Genomic DNA, 18,062 nt, shown 5'->3' on the forward strand with positions numbered 1-18,062 from the left:
CCGGATATGTTTCCGACTTTCCTATGACGTTGTCCGTGATGTCAGGAAAGTTTAGTTTGAGAGCAGTGGTGCTGCTTGTGATGTTTTTGTCGTTGCAGGCGGTGTCGGCACAGGATGACATGATGACAGAAGCCGAGGATGCCCCCGGGACTGACACTCTGTATGCCGGTTCTGCCGTATGCGACAGTGTTTGCGCGTGGCCGTTGAATGTTCAGCAGAGAATAGACAGGCTGTTGGAAGATGAAATGTTTCTCACATCGCAGGTAGGACTTCTGGTCTACGATCTTACGGCAGACAGCGTAATCTATGGGTATAACGAGAAACAGCTGATGCGTCCGGCCTCCACAATGAAAGTTTTGACGGCTATAGCGGCTATAGACAGGCTTGGAGGCTCGTACAGGTTTAAGACCTCTTTGTATTATACGGGCACTGTGGACAGGAATGTTCTTGATGGAGACGTATATTGTGTGGGCGGTTTCGACCCATGTTTCAATGGCGACGACATGAGCGCGTTTGTGGAGAGTATCCGCAGGATGGGCATAGATACGATACGCGGCGGAGTGTTTGCCGACAAGACGATGAAGGATTCTGATAAATTCGGTGAAGGATGGTGTTGGGATGATGATAATCCTGTGCTTTCACCGTTGCTCATATCCCGTAGGGACGTGTTTGCCGGGCGTTTCATTGCCGGCTTGAGAAACGCCGGTATTGTTGTGGGCGATTCCTGTTCCGAGGGTGCCGTTCCGGCCGGTGCGTTTCAGATATGTGTCAGGACGCACACGATAGACCAGATACTGATGGGGATGATGAAGGACAGCGATAATCTTTATGCCGAGGCCATGCTGTATCAGATTGCCGCTTCGACGGGAGCCAGGCCGGCTAAGGTTTCGCATGCACGGGATATCATAAAAAGACTTATAGGCAAGGCCGGTGCCGGCCCGTCGTGCAAAATTGCCGATGGAAGCGGCTTGTCATTGTACAATTACGTGTCACCGGAGATAGAGGTGGCGCTTTTGAGATACGCTTACCGCAATTCCAACATATATCTTCATATTTATCCGTCGATGCCTGTAGCCGGGCATGACGGTACATTACGTAGGCGTATGAAAGGAAGCTTTACCGAAGGAAACGTGCATGCAAAGACCGGGACTCTTACAGGGATAAGCTCCCTTGCGGGATATTGCACGGCTCCAAACGGCCATGTGTTGTGTTTTTCAATCATAAACCAGGGGCTTATGCAAGGCAGGGCCGGACGCAACTTTCAGGACCGTGTATGTACGGCACTGTGTATGCCCTGAAGCAGATGTACGGTAAGGACGATGAATGTCTGAGATTATTATTTTGTCATATTATATAAGTTTAGGGTGTAATGAAGAGTATGGGAACCATAAGGGGATATGTTGAAGGGATTATGGAGTCGTTGGGCTTCTCTGATTATTGGACGACGGTGTCTGCACATTTCGTGATGGTGGCTATCGCTGTAATCCTTTCACTCGTATCTTATTTTGTGTGCCGTGGTCTGGTGTTGCCCTTTGTAAGAAAACTGACAATAAAGACATCCATAGAATGGGATGAGAAAGTATTCAATGTACGTACTATGCGTGCGGCATGTAAGATTGTTCCGGCAATAGTTATCTGGAAACTTCTGCCTCATATATTCTATGAGTATCCTGTTTTTGAGGAAGTGCTGCGGCGTCTTACCGCCATTTACATAACGGTGGCGTCCACATGGCTTGTCATTACCTTGATAGACTCCATGAAGAAGCTTGAAGGCGAGCATCGCACGGTGGTGGAGCAGTATTTCCATACGTTCTGCGGTGTTATGAAGATTATTGCGATATTCATATCGCTGATAATTATTGTTGCGATAGCTATAAACCGTAGTCCGCTGACGCTTTTTGCCGGTCTCGGAGCAACGTCGGCCATACTTATGCTTGTGTTTAAGGATGTTATTTCCGGTCTTGTGGCCGGTGTCAGGCTCACAAGCAACGACATGCTTCAGAAAGGCGACTGGATAACGGTTGAGAAAGCCGGTATAAACGGAATTGTGGAAGATATTACGCTCACGACAGTGAAGGTAAGAAATTTCGACAAGACCATCGTCACCATCACTCCTCAGACGCTTGTTGACGATACGTTTCAAAACTGGAAAGGCATGCAGCAGGGTGAGGGCAGGCGGGTGGCCCGCGTGGTATATATCGATTTCCGCAGCATTACTATTGCAGGAGAAGCATTGAGGAAGGAACTCATATCCAAAGGATATTTCACGGAGGAGGAAATGAAGGTTGCGGCAAACGTCGGTTCCGGTGGGGCAAGAAAAGGTGCTTCCGATGGCAGGAAGCATCCCAAAGCGGGTCGAGGACCGGTTAACCTTACGCTTTTCCGAAATTATATGGAGCGCTATCTGAGCACCCATCCGGCAGTCAATAAAGATTTGTATATGATGGTGAGGCAGTTTGAAGCCACGAACACCGGGCTTCCAATTGAGTTCTATTTCTTTCTTAAGGAGAAAGAATGGGTTCGTTATGAACACCTGCTTGCCGGCATAATGGAATATGTATATGCTGTAATACCGGATTTCGGCCTGAAAGTTTATCAGCGGTATTCGGACAGGTAGGATGCAGGAAAGCCGTACGTTCTTTTCATGGACATTATGCCCTAAACACTGAATTTTGTGTTTTTATTGTTGTGTATGGCGAAAAAGCATTATCTTTGCATCCGCAACGGTTCACATAATATGAATGTGTCCAGTTCTGCTGACTGTTTTTACCGTGTGGTGCGGCTTGAAACATGTAGGCAGGATGAAGAGGGAAACAGGTGAGATTCCTGTACAGTCCCGCTGCTGTGTTCCGCCCTTATTATTACGGAGACTGACAATATGCCACTGAACATTTTTGGGAAGGCGTCTGTTTCCGGGCGGAAAGTCAGAAGACCTGCCTTGCGGATATAACGGCAAAAACGATTGCGCTTCACGGCCTCGAGGACGGTGGTGAAGAAAAATTTGGGTCATGTTCTTTATAAGGAAATCTTTATTTGCGGGGATATTGTGCCTGGGATGTACCGCTGTTTGCGGCAGTCACCGGTATGATTCGGGCGGAAGTCCGGTCAGGAGCGTTGTGGAGTCTGAGGCCGACAGCGTTTCATCCGGACCGGTATCCGACAGTGTGTACAGCATAAAGGAAGTGGAGATTACCGCAGTCCGCAGCCGTCGCGATGTCATTCCCATGCAGAAGCTTGACGGAAAGGAACTTGAGAAACTCTCATCCCATTCGGTGGCTGATGCATTGAGATATTTTTCCGGACTCCAGGTGAAAGACTATGGAGGAGTAGGAGGAATAAAAACTGTGAACATACGCAGTATGGGAACAAATCATCTCGGTGTGTTTTACGATGGCGTTGAGTTGGGCAATGCCCAGAACGGGCAAATAGACTTAGGGCAGTTTTCGCTCGATAATGTAGATGAGATAAGCCTTTACAACGGTCAGAAAAGTCAGATATTCCAGTCGGCCGCAGACTTCGGAAATGCCGGTTCGGTGTATATCAGGACGCGGCGTCCGTCATTCGGCACGCGTAATAATAACGTCAAGGCAAAATTCAGATATGCTTCGAGCGATACATATAAAGGTTCCTTGCTCTATGAATGCAGACTATCCAAGTCTTTGTCCGCCTCTGTGAATGTGGGAGCTTTGTCGTCGAGCGGAAAGTATAAATTCAGATACAGACGTATGAATATGGACGGCACCACAGCATACGATACCACGGCAATACGGCAAAACGGTGATATTTGGGCTTTCCGTGGCGAGGCGAATGTTTTCGGACTTGTCGACCGTGGCAGCTGGAGTGCAAAACTTTACACATATCATTCGGAGCGTGGAATACCCGGTGCCATTGTCAACAATGTGTGGAGGAGGGGAGAGCGGCAGTGGGATCACAATACTTTCGGTCAGGTGTCATTACAGAAAACGCTGACACCGCGGATGGACACCAAACTGAAGATGAAATATGCCTATTATGACACACACTATGTGAATAACGACACTACACAGATGCCGGTCGACAATACATACCGTCAGCAGGAGATATACGTATCCACGGCCAATGTATACGAGATATCGAGAGGATGGAGCGCGTCATTGTCATACGATTTCAAATGGAACAGACTCGACAGCGACATGCGTAACTTTGTGAATCCCAGGCGTTATCAGAATATGGCATCGCTTGCAACAGCCTTTGACAGCAGAACCGTTACCGCTCAGGCCAGCTTGCTTGCGACATTCGTTAAGGACCATACCGACATAGGCATGTCGCAGCCGGCAAGACACGAATACACTCCGGCTCTGTTTGTGAGCGTGCGTCCGATGGGCAATGACATGCTTACGCTGAGGGCATACGCAAAGAAAAGCTTCCGTATGCCGACATTCAACGATCTTTACTATACGGATATAGGCAATGCCATGCTCAAGCCTGAGGCTGCGCTTCAGTATGACTTGGGGTTCACGTTGGGGCGCAACGACGGCCGCGGCCTGTTGAAAGCCATGTCGATTCAGGCCGACATGTATTACAATTCAATACATGACAAGATTGTGGCGTATCCGAAGGGGCAGCAGTTCCGCTGGACAATGCTCAATCTCGGACGCGTGCATATAACAGGTGTCGATGTGTCGGCAGGAGCTACGGCATCACCGGTACGCAATCTCACGCTTACATCGCGCATACAGTATACGTATCAGAAGGCCATAGACGTGACAGACCCTGCCGATACCTATTACCGAAATCAAATACCGTATATTCCATGGCATAGCGGTTCGTTTCTGATGTCGTTGTCTTATATGGGCTTCGACATGAACTACAGCTTCATATATGCAGGTGAGCGTTACAGCCAGAAAGAGAACATACGTTATAATTATCTCCAGCCGTGGTATACAAGTGACATTAGTTTTACATACAAGTGTTGTATCGCAGGCATTTCCTGGCGCATGACGGTTGAGGTGAACAACCTTTTCAGCCAGGACTATGATGTGATTCTCAACTATCCTATGCCCAAGCGTAATTATGGTATAACGCTTGAGGCAAGTTTATGATAATGATAAAAGAGAACAGATATGGAAACCGGAATTTTTTATAAGCGTGTATTGAAGGCATTGTCTTATCCATATAATAATGTATGGATGGTATTTGTGGTATTTCTACTTATGGCTTCATGCCGCGGAGACGAGTATGTGATGTATTCTGAGACAGAAGATTCCGGTATGTCGGTGTATTCGGAAGGAATAAAGGGTATGTATGTTCTTAATGAGGGAAACATGGGGTCAAACAAGTGTACGCTTGATTATCTTGACCTTTCCGGTCAGGAAACGACAGGCCTGTATTACCGTAACATTTATGCTGAGCGTAATCCCGGTGAAGTGAAGGAACTTGGCGACGTGGGTAATGACATTGGCGTATACGGCAGCAGGCTGTGGATGGTGATAAACATTTCAAATAAGGTGGAAGTGGCCGATGCGTTTTCAGCGAGAAAGATAGGAAAGACAGATATTCCAAACTGCCGGTATCTGGCATTCAAAGACGGTTACGCCTATGTAAGCTCATACGTGGGACCGGTGGAACTTGGTGGCAAGGGGCGTCTTGGGCGAGTATATAAGGTGGATACCCTCACCTTGAAGAAGACGGATTCGGTCACGGTTGGCTTTCAGCCCGAAGAGATGGCCATTGTCGGTAATAAGATGTATGTGGCCAACAGCGGTGGCTACAACAGCAGGGGGTATGACCGTACCGTGAGCGTGATAGATCTTGAGACGTTCAGGGAAGAGCGTAAGATAGACGTGGCGGTAAATCTCCACCGCTGTCGTTCCGACCGTTACGGACAGGTGTGGGTGACTTCACGCGGTGACTATTTTGACAATCCGGAAAGACTTTATGTCATGGAAGATGCCGGAGGCAGGGGGATGGTGAAGGCAGACTCGTTAGACGTGACCGTCACGGATATGTGCATAGTGGGCGACTCACTGTACTATATAGGTGTGAGCCAGATGTATAATTCGGATTACGGAACATTCTCTTCCGGTATCATCAATGTCAGGACGAGACAGGTCGTGTCCGAATCGCTTTCGTCATCTCCGGAATTTATGAAGATGAAAAAGCCATACGGAATAATCGTTAATCCCGTTTCGAGAGACTTCTACGTAATGGACGCTAAAGATTATGTGTCGAGCGGTTCGCTGTTGCACTTTGATTCCAATGGAGTGTTCGATATAAGCATAAGGACGGGGGACATACCTGGGTGTGCCGCATTCGTTACGGAAAAAAGGAAAAATTAATAATCAATGGTATATATGAATAAGGTATTACTGAATTTATCATTGGCATTGACAATGCCATTTGCCGCCGTGACAACCGGTGGAAACGCAATTGCCCAGACGGGCACGGACGGAAAGTATTCGAAATACATAAAGGCTGTGGACGAGTACGTGCCTGCACCCGGACAGTTTGTGAATGTATATCCGGAGTATTCTGAAGGTGACGATGCTGAGGCTATGGCAGCTAAATGTACTGAAATGATAGCCGGCAACAACCGCGGAATGGTATCTCTCGGAGGGTTTGGAGGATATATTACGTTTCATTTCGACCATAGCGTTGCAAACGTGCGCGGTCATAACGACATATATATTGCAGGCAACGCTACTGCCTCATTGTTTGAGGGATATGGCAAATTGGGAGGAAGTGCCGAGCCTGGGATTGTGATGGTGTCGCGAGACGATAACGGCAACGGATTGCCTGATGACAAATGGTATGAGCTAAGAGGCAGTGCCGACACCGACAGCTCGGCAAGTGTTAAGTTTGGATATGGTATCACATACAGATATGATGCGATGAAGGATGTGGCATGGACCGACAATATGGGCGGTTCAGGCTATGTGCTACGGAACAATGTGCACAAACAGGAGTATTACCCGCTTTGGCTGACAGGAAGCGACCTTTCTTTCAAAGGGACGCTCCTTCCTGAAAATGCAGTGGATACCGACGGTGCCGGACGCCAGTGGGTACTTATGTTCTACCGCTATGGATATGTGGACAATAAGCCGAACAACGATTCCACGGCATGCAGTTTCAATATAGACTGGGCAGTGGATGAGAACCGTAATCCTGTGTATCTCGATAAGATAGATTTTGTTAGGGTGTATTGTGCTGCAAACCAAAACTGCGGATGGGTAGGAGAGGTGTCTACTGAGATTACAAATGCCTTCGACCTTCATCTTGACGAGTCAGTGGCACGTATGAACGGAGCAGACTCCGAACGTGCGGTCACGGCAACATTTGAGAATCTTACCCTCAATGACGGTGGCGCATGGTGCGGTCCTGATATTACGGGGCGTCCTGTTACGGGAGATTACGGCGACAGTCAGCTTGAAGGGACTTTTGCCAGCGGAACATATTCTTTCAGCAATAATTATAGTCTTGATTGGGGGTCATGGAGCGGATTCGCATATTCTGCAAGCACCGACACCAAATATGAGACGCTTGCCGACCAGTATAACTGTGCCGTCGGTTCGGGATATGACGGCTCAAAGACCTTTGTCGTGGCAAATAATACAGGTATGATAAAAGTACTCAACAAGGCTGACGGTGACATTGTACGAGGACTTTACATCACAAATTCCGCATATACTCTCAATTCTATAAAGAACGGTGACGCATATTCAAAGAAGTTCGGGGAAGGCGACTTCTTCAAGGTGATATTCACCGGTGTCCATGCCGACGGTACAGAGTCATGTGTGGAATATTATCTTGCCGACTACCGTTCGCCTGTGGTGTCAGAACGGTATTATGTCGACACATGGAGATGGGTTGACCTTACGTCTCTCGGCAAGGTGGTGAGCATAAGATTTACTCTCGACGGTTCGGATAAGAGTGCATGGGGACTCAATACCCCGTCTTATTTCTGTATGGATAATTTCAACGGTGAGGATGACGGCACGGGAATATCCGGTCCGCTTGCCGGTTACGGTGATGCCTGTGTATATGAAATAGAGCGTTATACTCTTGACGGAAAACTTGTGGCCGCACCTATACAGGGTGTGAATATCATAAAGATGAGCGACGGGACAACCAGAAAGATCCTTGTGAGGTAGTTTAGGCCATATTCTCATAGAGGCTTGACACGATTCGGCTGCAGTTACCGCCTGGCGGTGTCTGCAGCCGTTTCTTATGATTCTTTCATTATTCTTTTCATTTCTCATTTGAAAAACTCCGTATTCTTCACTTTTGAAGTGATATGGCGCGTTTTCTTTTCATTTTCTTTGCAGTTCAGGTAAAAATATTTATCTTTGTAGACAATGAGTGAAACAGACGGCAGATAACTATATACATGTATAGCCTCATTGCCTGTCAAAAAACGGAAATGATGTATGCAAAGAAGTCGATATCTTGTTGCGAATGAAAGAGACCTCCTTTGGGGACTGACTATAAGTACTGTCGGTTACGAGGAACTTGAGCCAGGCGACCCATATCCAACGTTAGGGCATGCCGACGGCTATTACTTTAAATTGGACGAGGGGCGTGTCTTGAATGAATATCAGCTTCTTTATGTCCTTGAGGGTGAGGGAGTCCTTTCGACCAACAGGCAGAAAGAGGTTGTCCTTCATGAAGGAGATTTGTTTCTTCTGTTTCCAGGGGAATGGCATACTTATCATCCGGGCGACAAGACGGGATGGAAGAGCTATTGGATAGGCTTCCGCGGAAAGAATATGGACGACCGCGTTTCTGCCGGCTTCCTTTCTCCGGATAAGCCGATATATCATGTAGGTTTTTCCACGGCTGTTGTAGGACTCTACGATTCCGCACTCAATGCGGCCTTTGAAGAGAAGGCATACACCAATCAGCTTCTTGCCGGCATTGTCAACCATCTTTTGGGGTTGATGTATTCTCTTGAACGGAATATTGTACTCAGTAAGAATCAGATGCATGTAAATATGATAAGGCGTGCACAGCTGAGAGTGAGGGAGGCTTTGGAGAGCAGCCTTACGATACAGGAAGTGGCGGAGGAATTGGGCATGAGCTATTCTAATTTCAGAAAGCTCTTCAAGGAATATACCGGTATCAGTCCTGCTGTATATCAACAGGATTTGAGGCTTCAGCGTGCAAAAGAGCTCTTGACTACAACAAATATGAGTATAAAGGAAATAGCATACCAGCTGAATTTTGATTCACCGGATTATTTCTCGGCAAAGTTTAAGGCAAAGACAGGCAGAAAGCCGAGTGAGATGCGGAATGTGGTCGTGAAATAAAGAAAATGCCAGTGGCGGCATGGAATAACAGGAGGCGGAATCCCCATATCCATATTCGGGGATTTCCGCCTCCTGCAATATTACCGTATAATATGCCATGACCGTAGAATATCTTAAGGGTATTGCCGGTAAACCGAAAGTTCTTCCCATTTGTCCCTGAAGTCAGGAATACTCGGGAATATAATGTCTGCGCCTTCGTTTTTTAAGTCTGAGTCTGGCAGCGGTCCTGTGTTTACTGCCACGGTGAATATGTCTGCGGCCACGGCAGCCCTGACACCCAACGGAGCGTTTTCCACAACGATGGCTTCCCATGGCTTCACACCGGCTTTCTCCATGCCTTTCAGATAAGGTTCGGGGTGGGGCTTGCCTCTTGTCACATCGAAGCTTGACACTATAAGTTCGTTTCTTACCAGACCCTCAAACTCTCTTTCAAGCTTTTCGAGTAGTGATTTCTGTCCGCTTCCCGTAACAACCACAATCTTCATGCCGTCACGTTTTATCTTTCTTTGCAGTTCAATCACTCCTTCCATTATTCCTGCTTCCGGGCACATTGAGAAGAAACGTGATTTCTCGCTATACATCTTTTGAGCCTCTTCGTCGGAGAGGTCGCGTCCCCATTGTTCCCTTGCAAGTAGCTTTATTGTTTCCACACCTCTCATACCTTCGTATGTATAGGCTTTTGCCTCAGGCATGTCGATTCCGAAACCTTTCATTGACCGATGCCAGCTTTTGGCATGGTTTGGCATGGAGTCATATAAAACCCCGTCCATGTCAAAAAGAACGGCTTTGGGGCAGAATTGCCCAAAGCCGTGTCTTTTCATATAATTGTCTATCTCTTTTTTGAACATATACGTCGGTTAGTTTTCTTTTGCCAGCCGTTCCTTGATAGCCTTGCTGTCTGCTTCATATCCGGGTTTGTCGAGCAGGGCAAACATGTTTTTCTTGTATGCCTCTACTCCCGGCTGGTTAAATGGATTGACACCGAGAATTAGTCCGCTCATACCGCATGCGACTTCAAAGAAATATATGAGCTGTCCGAGGTAGTACTCGTTCAGTTCAGGAACACTGATGCGGATGTTTGGCACACCACCGTCGACATGGGCCAGTCTTGTTCCGAGTTCGGCCATCTTGTTTACCTCGTCAACCCTCTTGCCTGCAAGGAAGTTAAGACCGTCGAGATTCTCTTCATCTTCAGGGAACAGCATGGTCTTTGCCGTCTTCTCAATGCTGATTACGGTCTCATAAATGGTGCGTTCTCCCTCCTGAATCCACTGTCCCATGGAATGGAGGTCGGTAGTGAAGTCGCATGAAGCGGGGAATATGCCCTTGTTGTCCTTTCCCTCGCTTTCTCCGAACAGCTGTTTCCACCATTCGCTTATGAAGTGAAGTTTGGGCTGGTAGTTTACCATTATTTCGATTTTCTTTCCTGCCTTTGCATAGAGACCGTTTCGTACGGCTGCATATACGGCTGCCGGATTCTCTTCAAACGGAACATCAGTACCACATGATTTTTCCATATCTGCGGCACCCTTTACAAGTGCCTCGATGTCAAATCCAGCACATGCTATGGGCAACAGTCCTACGGGAGTCAGTACAGAGAAGCGGCCGCCTACGTTATCGGGTATTACAAATGTTTTGTAACCCTCTTTGTCGGCTGCCGCACGCGCGGCACCCTTACATGCGTCAGTTACGGCCACAATCACCTTTTTTGCCTCTTCCTTTCCGCGTTGTGCCTCACATTGTTTTTTCAGCAGGCGGAATGTGAGGGCAGTCTCTGTCGTTGTTCCGGATTTTGATATGTTTATAACACCGAATTTCTTGTTTTTGAGATATTCGGAAAGCTCTGCAAGATAATCCTCTCCAATATTATTTCCGGCAAACAGGATGTTTGGGTTTTTCCTGTCATCATTTACGAGCCATGCGAAAGAGTTGCTGAGAGCCTCTATTACCGCACGTGCTCCAAGGTAACTGCCACCGATACCGGCAACAACCACAACTTCGCAATTTTTACGCAAAACCTCTGCACAATCCTGAATCTCCTTCAGAAAGTCAGGTGTTATTTCAGACGGAAGGTGGAGCCATCCGAGAAAATCGTTACCGGGGCAACTGCCGTTTTCAAGTGCCTCACGGGCGGCTTTTACTGCCGGCTCGTATGCTTTCACAGTTCCTTCTGAAAGAAACTGGGCAGCTTTAGTGATGTCTAAGCTGATACTTTTCATTGTTATTTTGAGTTTTAATTGTTAGGAAATCTTTTTTTTGTTCTATCTGAAAGAGTCTGTAAGCAGCTTTATCTCTATCTGCGGACTTATACGCTCATACAGTATGTTATAAACGGCATCGAGGATTGGCATGTTCACATGCATGTGACGGTTTATCTCCTTCATACACTTTGTGCCGAAGAATCCTTCGGCAATCATTTCCATTTCTATCTGTGCGCTTTTAACACTGTATCCTTTGCCTATCATGCTTCCGAAAGTCCTGTTGCGGGAGAAATTGCTGTATCCGGTGACAAGCAGGTCACCGAGATATGCCGAGTCGTACACGTTTCTTTCTACCGGATGCACCGCTTTTAGGAATCTTGACATTTCCTGAACAGCGTTTGCCATAAGCACAGCCTGGAAGTTGTCACCGAACTTCAATCCGCTGCATATTCCTGCAGCTATGGCATATACGTTCTTGAGTACCGAGGAGTACTCTATGCCCAAGACATCGTTGCTTGTTTTTGTCTTGATGTAATCGCTGACAAGAATGTTTGAAAAGGCTTCCGCCTTCTCTTTGTCGGAACAGGCTACTGTAAGATATGAAAGTCTTTCAAGTGCCACTTCTTCTGCGTGTGACGGTCCTCCGAGGCATGCGAGATTGTTGTATGGAACGTCATAAACCTGATGGAAGTATTCCGAGCAAACAAGATTCTCATCCGGTACAATGCCCTTTATCGCTGTGATTACAAACTTGTCCTTAAGTCGCGTTTTCAGCTTTTTAAGGTGATTTTTAATGTATGGAGACGGTGTTACGAACACGAGCGTGTCGTAGTTTTGCACAATCTTATTAATGTCGCTTGAGAATTCTATTTCATCTATGTTGAAATGTACGCTTGTCAGGTAGGCGGGATTGTGACCCACACGCCGGAAATCCTCTATACGGTCATCGCGGCGCATATACCATCCGATGTGACGGGTGTGCCCCACGACTATTTTTGCAATAGCCGTAGCCCAACTTCCACCTCCGATAATCGCTGTTTTTCCGCAATCGAACATAATTCTTCTTTTGTTGCAGTCAAATTACAGTCCCTGTGCTTTTTCTATCCATGCGGCAAAGTCGTCCACTTTCGGATTGTCATAGCCCAGTTTGTACTTCTTGTTGACTCCGCATATATCCATCTGCAGTTTTTGCGGGTTTACGTTCTTTATATCTGAAACGAGATAGTAGCCGCATTTATTAAATACTGCCACCCATTGTTCCTTCACTCCTATGGCTTCCCATTCTGCCGCGCTACTTCTCGGAGCTTTCTTCTCTGGCCGCATCTGTGGGAAGAACAGTACTTCCTGTATGTATGTTTTTCCTGTCATCAGCATCACCAGACGGTCTATGCCTATTCCGATGCCGCTTGTCGGAGGCATACCGTATTGCAGTGCCCTGAGGAAATCCTGGTCGATAATCATTGCCTCGTCATCTCCCTTGTCGGCCAGGCGCATCTGTTCTTTGAACCGTTCCTCCTGGTCGATGGGGTCGTTAAGCTCCGAGTATGCGTTTGCGAGTTCCTTGCCGTTCACCATAAGTTCAAAACGCTCGGTTAGTCCGGGCTTGGAGCGGTGCATTTTTGTAAGCGGGCTCATCTCCACCGGATAGTCGGTGATGAACGTAGGCTGTATGAATGTGCCTTCACAGAATTCTCCGAATATCTCATCAATGAGTTTGCCTTTGCCCATGGTATCGTCAATTTCCATGTTCAGTTTCACGCAAACTTCACGTATTTGCTCCTCGTTCATTCCGTTGAGGTCGTAGCCTGTCTTTTCTTTTATGGCGTCAAGTATGGGAAGTCTTCTGTAAGGTGCTTTGAAGCTTATGATGTTGCCGTCTATTTCGCGTTCCGGTTTACCGTTTACGGCTATGCAGACTGTTTCGAGAAGTTTCTCTGTGAATGACATCATCCAGTTGTAGTCCTTATACTGCACGTAAAGCTCCATACATGTAAATTCGGGGTTGTGGTTTCTGTCCATTCCTTCGTTTCTGAAGTTCTTGCCTATTTCATAAACGCCTTCGAAACCGCCTACGATAAGTCTTTTCAGATAAAGCTCTGTGGCAATGCGCATATACATGTCAACGCTCAGGGCGTTGAAATGTGTGATGAAAGGTCTTGCGCTTGCGCCTCCGGCAATGGCCTGAAGCGTAGGTGTTTCCACTTCCGTGTATCCGGCTTCATCGAGCACCTTGCGTATAGTGCGTATCACCGTGGCTCTGCTCAGGAATGTGTCTTTCACTCCTTCGTTCACCACCAGGTCTACATATCTCTGACGGTATCTCAGTTCGGGATCTTCGAATTTGTCGTAAGCCACACCGTCTTTGTATTTTACTATAGGCAGAGGCTTAAGGCTCTTTGAGAGAAGCGTTATCTCCTGTGCATGAACGGAAATCTCTCCGGTTTGTGTGCGGAAGACAAAGCCTTTCACCCCGAAGAAGTCGCCAATGTCCATCAGACGCTTGAACACTTTGTTATACATGTCCTTGTCATCACCGGGGCAGATGTCGTCCCTTGTTATATATACCTGGATGCGACCTTTGGAATCTTGTAATTCGGCAAAGCTTGCCTTTCCCATTACTCTTCTGCTCATAAGCCTTCCGGCTATGCAAACTTCGCGTTTGGCGTCTTCGTCATTGAAGCCGGCCTTTATATCGGAGGAAAAAGCGTTTGTTGGATACTCTGCTGCGGGATATGGCTCAATACCCATATCTCTTAATTCCTGCAGACTTTGGCGTCTGCCTATTTCCTGTTCACTTAATTCTAAAACGTTCATAATAATTTGAATATTCCTACTATTATTAATGGGTGCAAATTTACAAAAATATTTTGATAAACAGTCATTTTACATTTTATTTATGGCATGCCATACTGATAAATGGTCTTGAAAAGAAACGTCGGATGCCACCGGACAGGCGCAGACGGCAAATACAGGTTGTCATACGCATTCGTGACGGTCGTGTCCGAGGATACTGTCATTGCAAACTGCCATGTGTACTGTGTCGGCCTCTTTGGGCGGTGAGGATTATATCATTCATGGTGTAGATATTTGGAATTTCCATTATTTAAAAAGCATTAAATGTTTGTGTTTCTTGTTTATTTTTTATACATTTGCATGAGATAAAAACAGAGCCGGTGCCTTATGGCGGGAAACCATAGAACAGCAGACTTGCAGATTTAAAAGAAACCGTCGGTGCGTATTTTTGTCTTTTGTCTGACGGGCATTGTTTTTATTCATGTTATTTTTAGCAAAAGACTTTTATAGTAATCTTTTATTTGTAGAAGCAGGAATATTATATCTATGAATATAGAGAATGTGAGGAAGATTCTGTCGGAAACCGACGGTCTTGCGTTTACTTTGGGGATGGATTTTGAATCTACGCCTGATCCTGACACTTGTAAGGCAACACTTCGTGTAGACGGTCGCACAAGCCAGCCTTTTGGCTATCTCAGTGGCGGGGCTTCTTTGGCATTGGCCGAGACTTTGGCAGGAGTTGGGTCTTCGGCATTGTGTCCTGGTTTGATGTGTATGGGAGTAAATGTAAACGGCAATCATATCAAGGCTGCCCGCCGCGGAACAAAGGTTACGGCCACGGCCCGTATAGTACACAAAGGGCATAGGCTTCATGTATGGCATGTAGATATTGTCGGTGAAGACGGTGAGCTTGTCTCCACCGTGAGTGTGACTAATTATATAATAGGCGTTCAATGATAAAGAAAAAGAAAGCCTATGCGCTTTACCGGCTTCCATATTCGGACACGTATACCGAAATTATTCAGGAAGAGGGTAGTCCTGAAACATTTTTCTCATCTTGTGAGCTGAACGGACGAAACGGATTTGCTTTGGCGCCTTTTGCAGTGTCGGAAGACTTGCCGATATTGTTTATTCTTGCAGACAGGACCGTTTCCGGAAATGTGGATGACTTGCCGTTCTTGCCGGATGAGGATATTCCCGATGTAAAATGTTTTTGCGCGAGTTATGACAGCTATGCTTCTGATTTTGAGGTGTTTCATTCAAAACTTAAATCGGGTGCCTACAGCAAGCTTGTCCTGTCTCGTTGCGCTGTTTACGAGTCGTTGGAGACAATATCTCCGAGGACACTTTTTGCCCGTGCGTGCCGCTTTTTTCCACGTATGTTTGTTGCCCTGGTCCATACGGAGCATAGCGGGACATGGCTTGCGGCTACACCGGAGGTCCTTCTCGACAGCTGTGGCAAATTGTGGCATACGATAGCACTTGCAGGTACAATGCCGCTGGAAGAATGCCAGGAAGGGTTTGATAATCCTCCCGTACCTTATTGTTACGGAGTGAGTACAGGCGGTATTGGAGAGAAAATGTCTGGTGACAGTGGGGCAGACGGAATCTTATGGAGCGTGAAAAACATTGACGAGCAGCGGTATGTGTCATCCTATATAAAAGAATGCGTGTTACGGTTTACGGACGACTGCCGGGAAGAGGGGCCGTATACGGCACGTGCCGGGAACGTGGTACACCTTCGTAGCGATTTCACCTTCACTCTTCCTTCCTGTGACGATATGGGACGGCTTGTGGATGCCTTGCATCCGACACCGGCAGTGTGCGGTGTTCCAAAACATGAGGCTTTCGGTTTTATAAGTTCTTCGGAGACATCTCCGCGCGGGTATTACAGCGGATTCATGGGGCCGGTAGGCGCTTTAGGGAACACACATCTGTATGTGTCGCTCCGTTGTATGCGTATCGACGGCCGCCGTTATATGCTTTATGCCGGTGGTGGTTTGCTTCCCGAGAGTAATGTGGAGTCGGAATGGAATGAAACGGAAGCAAAAATGGAGGCAATGAGAAAATGTTTGGCAATAAAGAGAATATAAATATACTTACCGCGCTTTTAATAGCGCATGGCGTGAAGGATGTCGTGGTATGTCCGGGCAGTCGCAACGCTCCTATTGTTCATAATATGAATGAATGCGGAGAGGTGAAGTGTCATCCCGTTACGGATGAGCGTTCGGCCGGATTCTATGCAATGGGCCTTTCCCAAGCCACGGGACATCCTGTGGTTGTATGTGTTACATCCGGTACGGCATTGCTGAATCTCGCTCCTGCCGTGGCAGAGGCATATTTCCAGCATGTGCCTGTGGTTGTCGTGTCGGCCGACAGGCCTTCGGCATGGATAGGACAGCTTGACGGTCAGACGCTGCAGCAACCGGGCGCTTTCGGATGTTTTGTACGCAAGACGGTAAATCTGCCTGAGCCGCAAGACGATACGGAGCGATGGTATTGCAACAGACTTGTAAACGAGGCCATGATTGCGGCTGGGTATGGCGGGGGAGGTCCGGTGCATATAAATGTTCCGATTAGCGAACCGTTGTTCGTATTCGACAGGCCGGAATTGCCGAATGAACGGGTGATAAGTTTTCATAAGCCGGACTATTACCCCGGTTATGGCGTATTGGCTCAGCTCAACGCTGCCGTGAGCAACAGTACCAGACCTATGGTGGTGATTGGAAAGACGGTATTGGCTGATGCAGGAGTGCGCAAAGTTTTCAGTGATGTCGCAGAGCGGATAACGGTGATAGGTGAGCCGTTGAACGGACTGTGTTCTCCTGTGCTTTTTGATGAGACAATACGCCGGGTGGGCAATAATCCGGAGTATATGCCGGATCTTGTCATTTATATTGGTGACACGATAGTTAGCAAGTGTGCCCGCAAGTTTCTGCGGGAGGCAAAAGCCGACACATGGATGCTCACTGTCGACGGCAGTTGTATGCCGGATCCATTGATGAGTCTCACACACATGGTGGAGTGTCATAATCTGGGTGTTATGGCTGATATTCTGAGCATTGCATCAAAAGCCATGGACTGTACGGCAGATGAGGATAACGATAACTTGGTAGACATTGTCACTGACAGGTCGCGTTTCAGAGAATTATGGTCAGATGCCCTTGCCCATGCTGCCGAATGTGCAGCCGGGTATGTGCCGCGGTATTCACAGATGGCTGCGGTGAAGTATCTGGAAGAGCAGCTCGAGGATATCGACCGTGATGTATATGTACACTATGCCAACAGCTCGGCTGTGCGCCTGGCCAATATATATGCTTCTCATTATGTTTACTGCAACCGTGGAGTAAACGGAATAGAGGGAAGCCTGTCTACTGCGGCGGGCTTTTCTGTGGCAGTGGCCGGATTTGTGGTGTGCGTCATTGGCGACCTGAGTTTCTTCTATGATCAGAATGCGTTGTGGAATAGTAATATAGGAGGAAATCTGCGTATAATACTTCTAAACAATCATGGAGGTGGAATATTCCACAGACTTGTCGGTCTTGACAGTTCTCCCGTAGCAGGAAATTTCATTGCCGCATCCCACGGGACCGATGCCCGCGGAATATGTACGCAGAACGATATCGGCTATATGAAGGCAGATGACATGGATGAGATGAGAATCGGTATAGTCACATTGCTGACAAGAGAGACCGGACGTCCTATGCTGCTTGAGGTGTTTACGGATTCTGATGATGACAAGAAGGCATTGGACGGATATTATTCCTGCTTTATGGAAGAATGA

The 18,062-nt window shown here is 47.2% G+C and carries 13 protein-coding genes and 1 riboswitch; of the genes, 9 read left to right on the top strand and 4 right to left on the bottom strand.

Going from position 1 to position 18,062, the window contains the following annotated elements; translation table 11 throughout:
* Window positions 1–38 precede the first annotated feature (38 nt).
* The 6 genes from dacB to HPS56_RS07260 all read left to right on the top strand — a co-directional run bounded on the left by dacB (window position 39) and on the right by HPS56_RS07260 (window position 9,284).
* The gene (dacB, locus tag HPS56_RS07235) at window positions 39–1,298 is read left to right on the top strand and encodes a D-alanyl-D-alanine carboxypeptidase/D-alanyl-D-alanine endopeptidase (RefSeq protein ID WP_172275541.1); all 1,260 of its coding nucleotides are present in this window, start codon (window positions 39–41) and stop codon (window positions 1,296–1,298) included.
* Between the two features lie 80 nt (window positions 1,299–1,378).
* The gene (locus HPS56_RS07240; protein ID WP_172275490.1) at window positions 1,379–2,617 is read left to right on the top strand and encodes a mechanosensitive ion channel family protein; all 1,239 of its coding nucleotides are present in this window, start codon (window positions 1,379–1,381) and stop codon (window positions 2,615–2,617) included.
* Window positions 2,618–2,757: 140 nt separating this feature from the next.
* Window positions 2,758–2,955, top strand: a riboswitch (cobalamin riboswitch).
* A gap of 53 nt (window positions 2,956–3,008) precedes the next feature.
* The gene (locus tag HPS56_RS07245) at window positions 3,009–5,081 is read left to right on the top strand and encodes a TonB-dependent receptor plug domain-containing protein (RefSeq protein WP_172275491.1); all 2,073 of its coding nucleotides are present in this window, start codon (window positions 3,009–3,011) and stop codon (window positions 5,079–5,081) included.
* Window positions 5,082–5,102: 21 nt separating this feature from the next.
* Window positions 5,103–6,317, top strand: coding sequence for a YncE family protein (locus HPS56_RS07250; RefSeq protein ID WP_253952411.1), 1,215 nt, complete (start codon window positions 5,103–5,105; stop codon window positions 6,315–6,317).
* Between the two features lie 15 nt (window positions 6,318–6,332).
* Window positions 6,333–8,129: a DUF4465 domain-containing protein gene (locus tag HPS56_RS07255; RefSeq protein WP_172275492.1), complete on the top strand. Its 1,797-nt coding sequence runs from the start codon at window positions 6,333–6,335 to the stop codon at window positions 8,127–8,129.
* 276 nt (window positions 8,130–8,405) lie between these two features.
* Window positions 8,406–9,284 carry an AraC family transcriptional regulator gene (locus HPS56_RS07260; protein WP_172275493.1) on the top strand — a complete coding sequence of 293 codons (879 nt, stop codon included), beginning with the start codon at window positions 8,406–8,408 and terminating at the stop codon, window positions 9,282–9,284.
* A 113-nt stretch (window positions 9,285–9,397) separates the two neighbouring features.
* On the opposite strand, the gene HPS56_RS07265 is transcribed toward HPS56_RS07260, so the two are convergent.
* The 4 genes from HPS56_RS07265 to lysS are packed head-to-tail and all read right to left on the bottom strand — an operon-like array spanning window position 9,398 to window position 14,299.
* Complete coding sequence (locus tag HPS56_RS07265) at window positions 9,398–10,132, bottom strand: inorganic diphosphatase (RefSeq protein ID WP_172275494.1); 735 nt, start codon at window positions 10,130–10,132, stop codon at window positions 9,398–9,400.
* A gap of 9 nt (window positions 10,133–10,141) precedes the next feature.
* Window positions 10,142–11,503, bottom strand: coding sequence for a glucose-6-phosphate isomerase (locus tag HPS56_RS07270; protein WP_172275495.1), 1,362 nt, complete (start codon window positions 11,501–11,503; stop codon window positions 10,142–10,144).
* 42 nt (window positions 11,504–11,545) lie between these two features.
* Window positions 11,546–12,541, bottom strand: a complete 996-nt coding sequence (locus HPS56_RS07275) for an NAD(P)H-dependent glycerol-3-phosphate dehydrogenase (protein WP_172275496.1) — start codon at window positions 12,539–12,541, stop codon at window positions 11,546–11,548.
* 24 nt (window positions 12,542–12,565) lie between these two features.
* Window positions 12,566–14,299 (bottom strand): lysine--tRNA ligase, encoded by a 1,734-nt coding sequence (gene lysS / locus HPS56_RS07280; RefSeq protein ID WP_172275497.1) that lies wholly within the window; start codon window positions 14,297–14,299, stop codon window positions 12,566–12,568.
* Between the two features lie 525 nt (window positions 14,300–14,824).
* Here lysS and HPS56_RS07285 point away from each other — a divergent pair.
* The 3 genes from HPS56_RS07285 to menD are packed head-to-tail and all read left to right on the top strand — an operon-like array spanning window position 14,825 to window position 18,062.
* Window positions 14,825–15,235 carry a PaaI family thioesterase gene (locus tag HPS56_RS07285; RefSeq protein WP_172275498.1) on the top strand — a complete coding sequence of 137 codons (411 nt, stop codon included), beginning with the start codon at window positions 14,825–14,827 and terminating at the stop codon, window positions 15,233–15,235.
* Entirely contained in the window at window positions 15,232–16,371 is a 1,140-nt protein-coding gene (locus HPS56_RS07290; RefSeq protein ID WP_172275499.1) for a chorismate-binding protein, read from the top strand. The genes HPS56_RS07285 and HPS56_RS07290 overlap by 4 nt, the downstream gene beginning before the upstream one ends.
* Entirely contained in the window at window positions 16,347–18,062 is a 1,716-nt protein-coding gene (gene menD / locus HPS56_RS07295; RefSeq protein ID WP_172275500.1) for a 2-succinyl-5-enolpyruvyl-6-hydroxy-3-cyclohexene-1-carboxylic-acid synthase, read from the top strand. Before HPS56_RS07290 ends, menD begins: the two co-directional genes overlap by 25 nt.

This window comes from Xylanibacter muris (assembly GCF_013166605.1).
Taxonomy (GTDB): Bacteria; Bacteroidota; Bacteroidia; order Bacteroidales; family Bacteroidaceae; genus Prevotella; species Prevotella muris.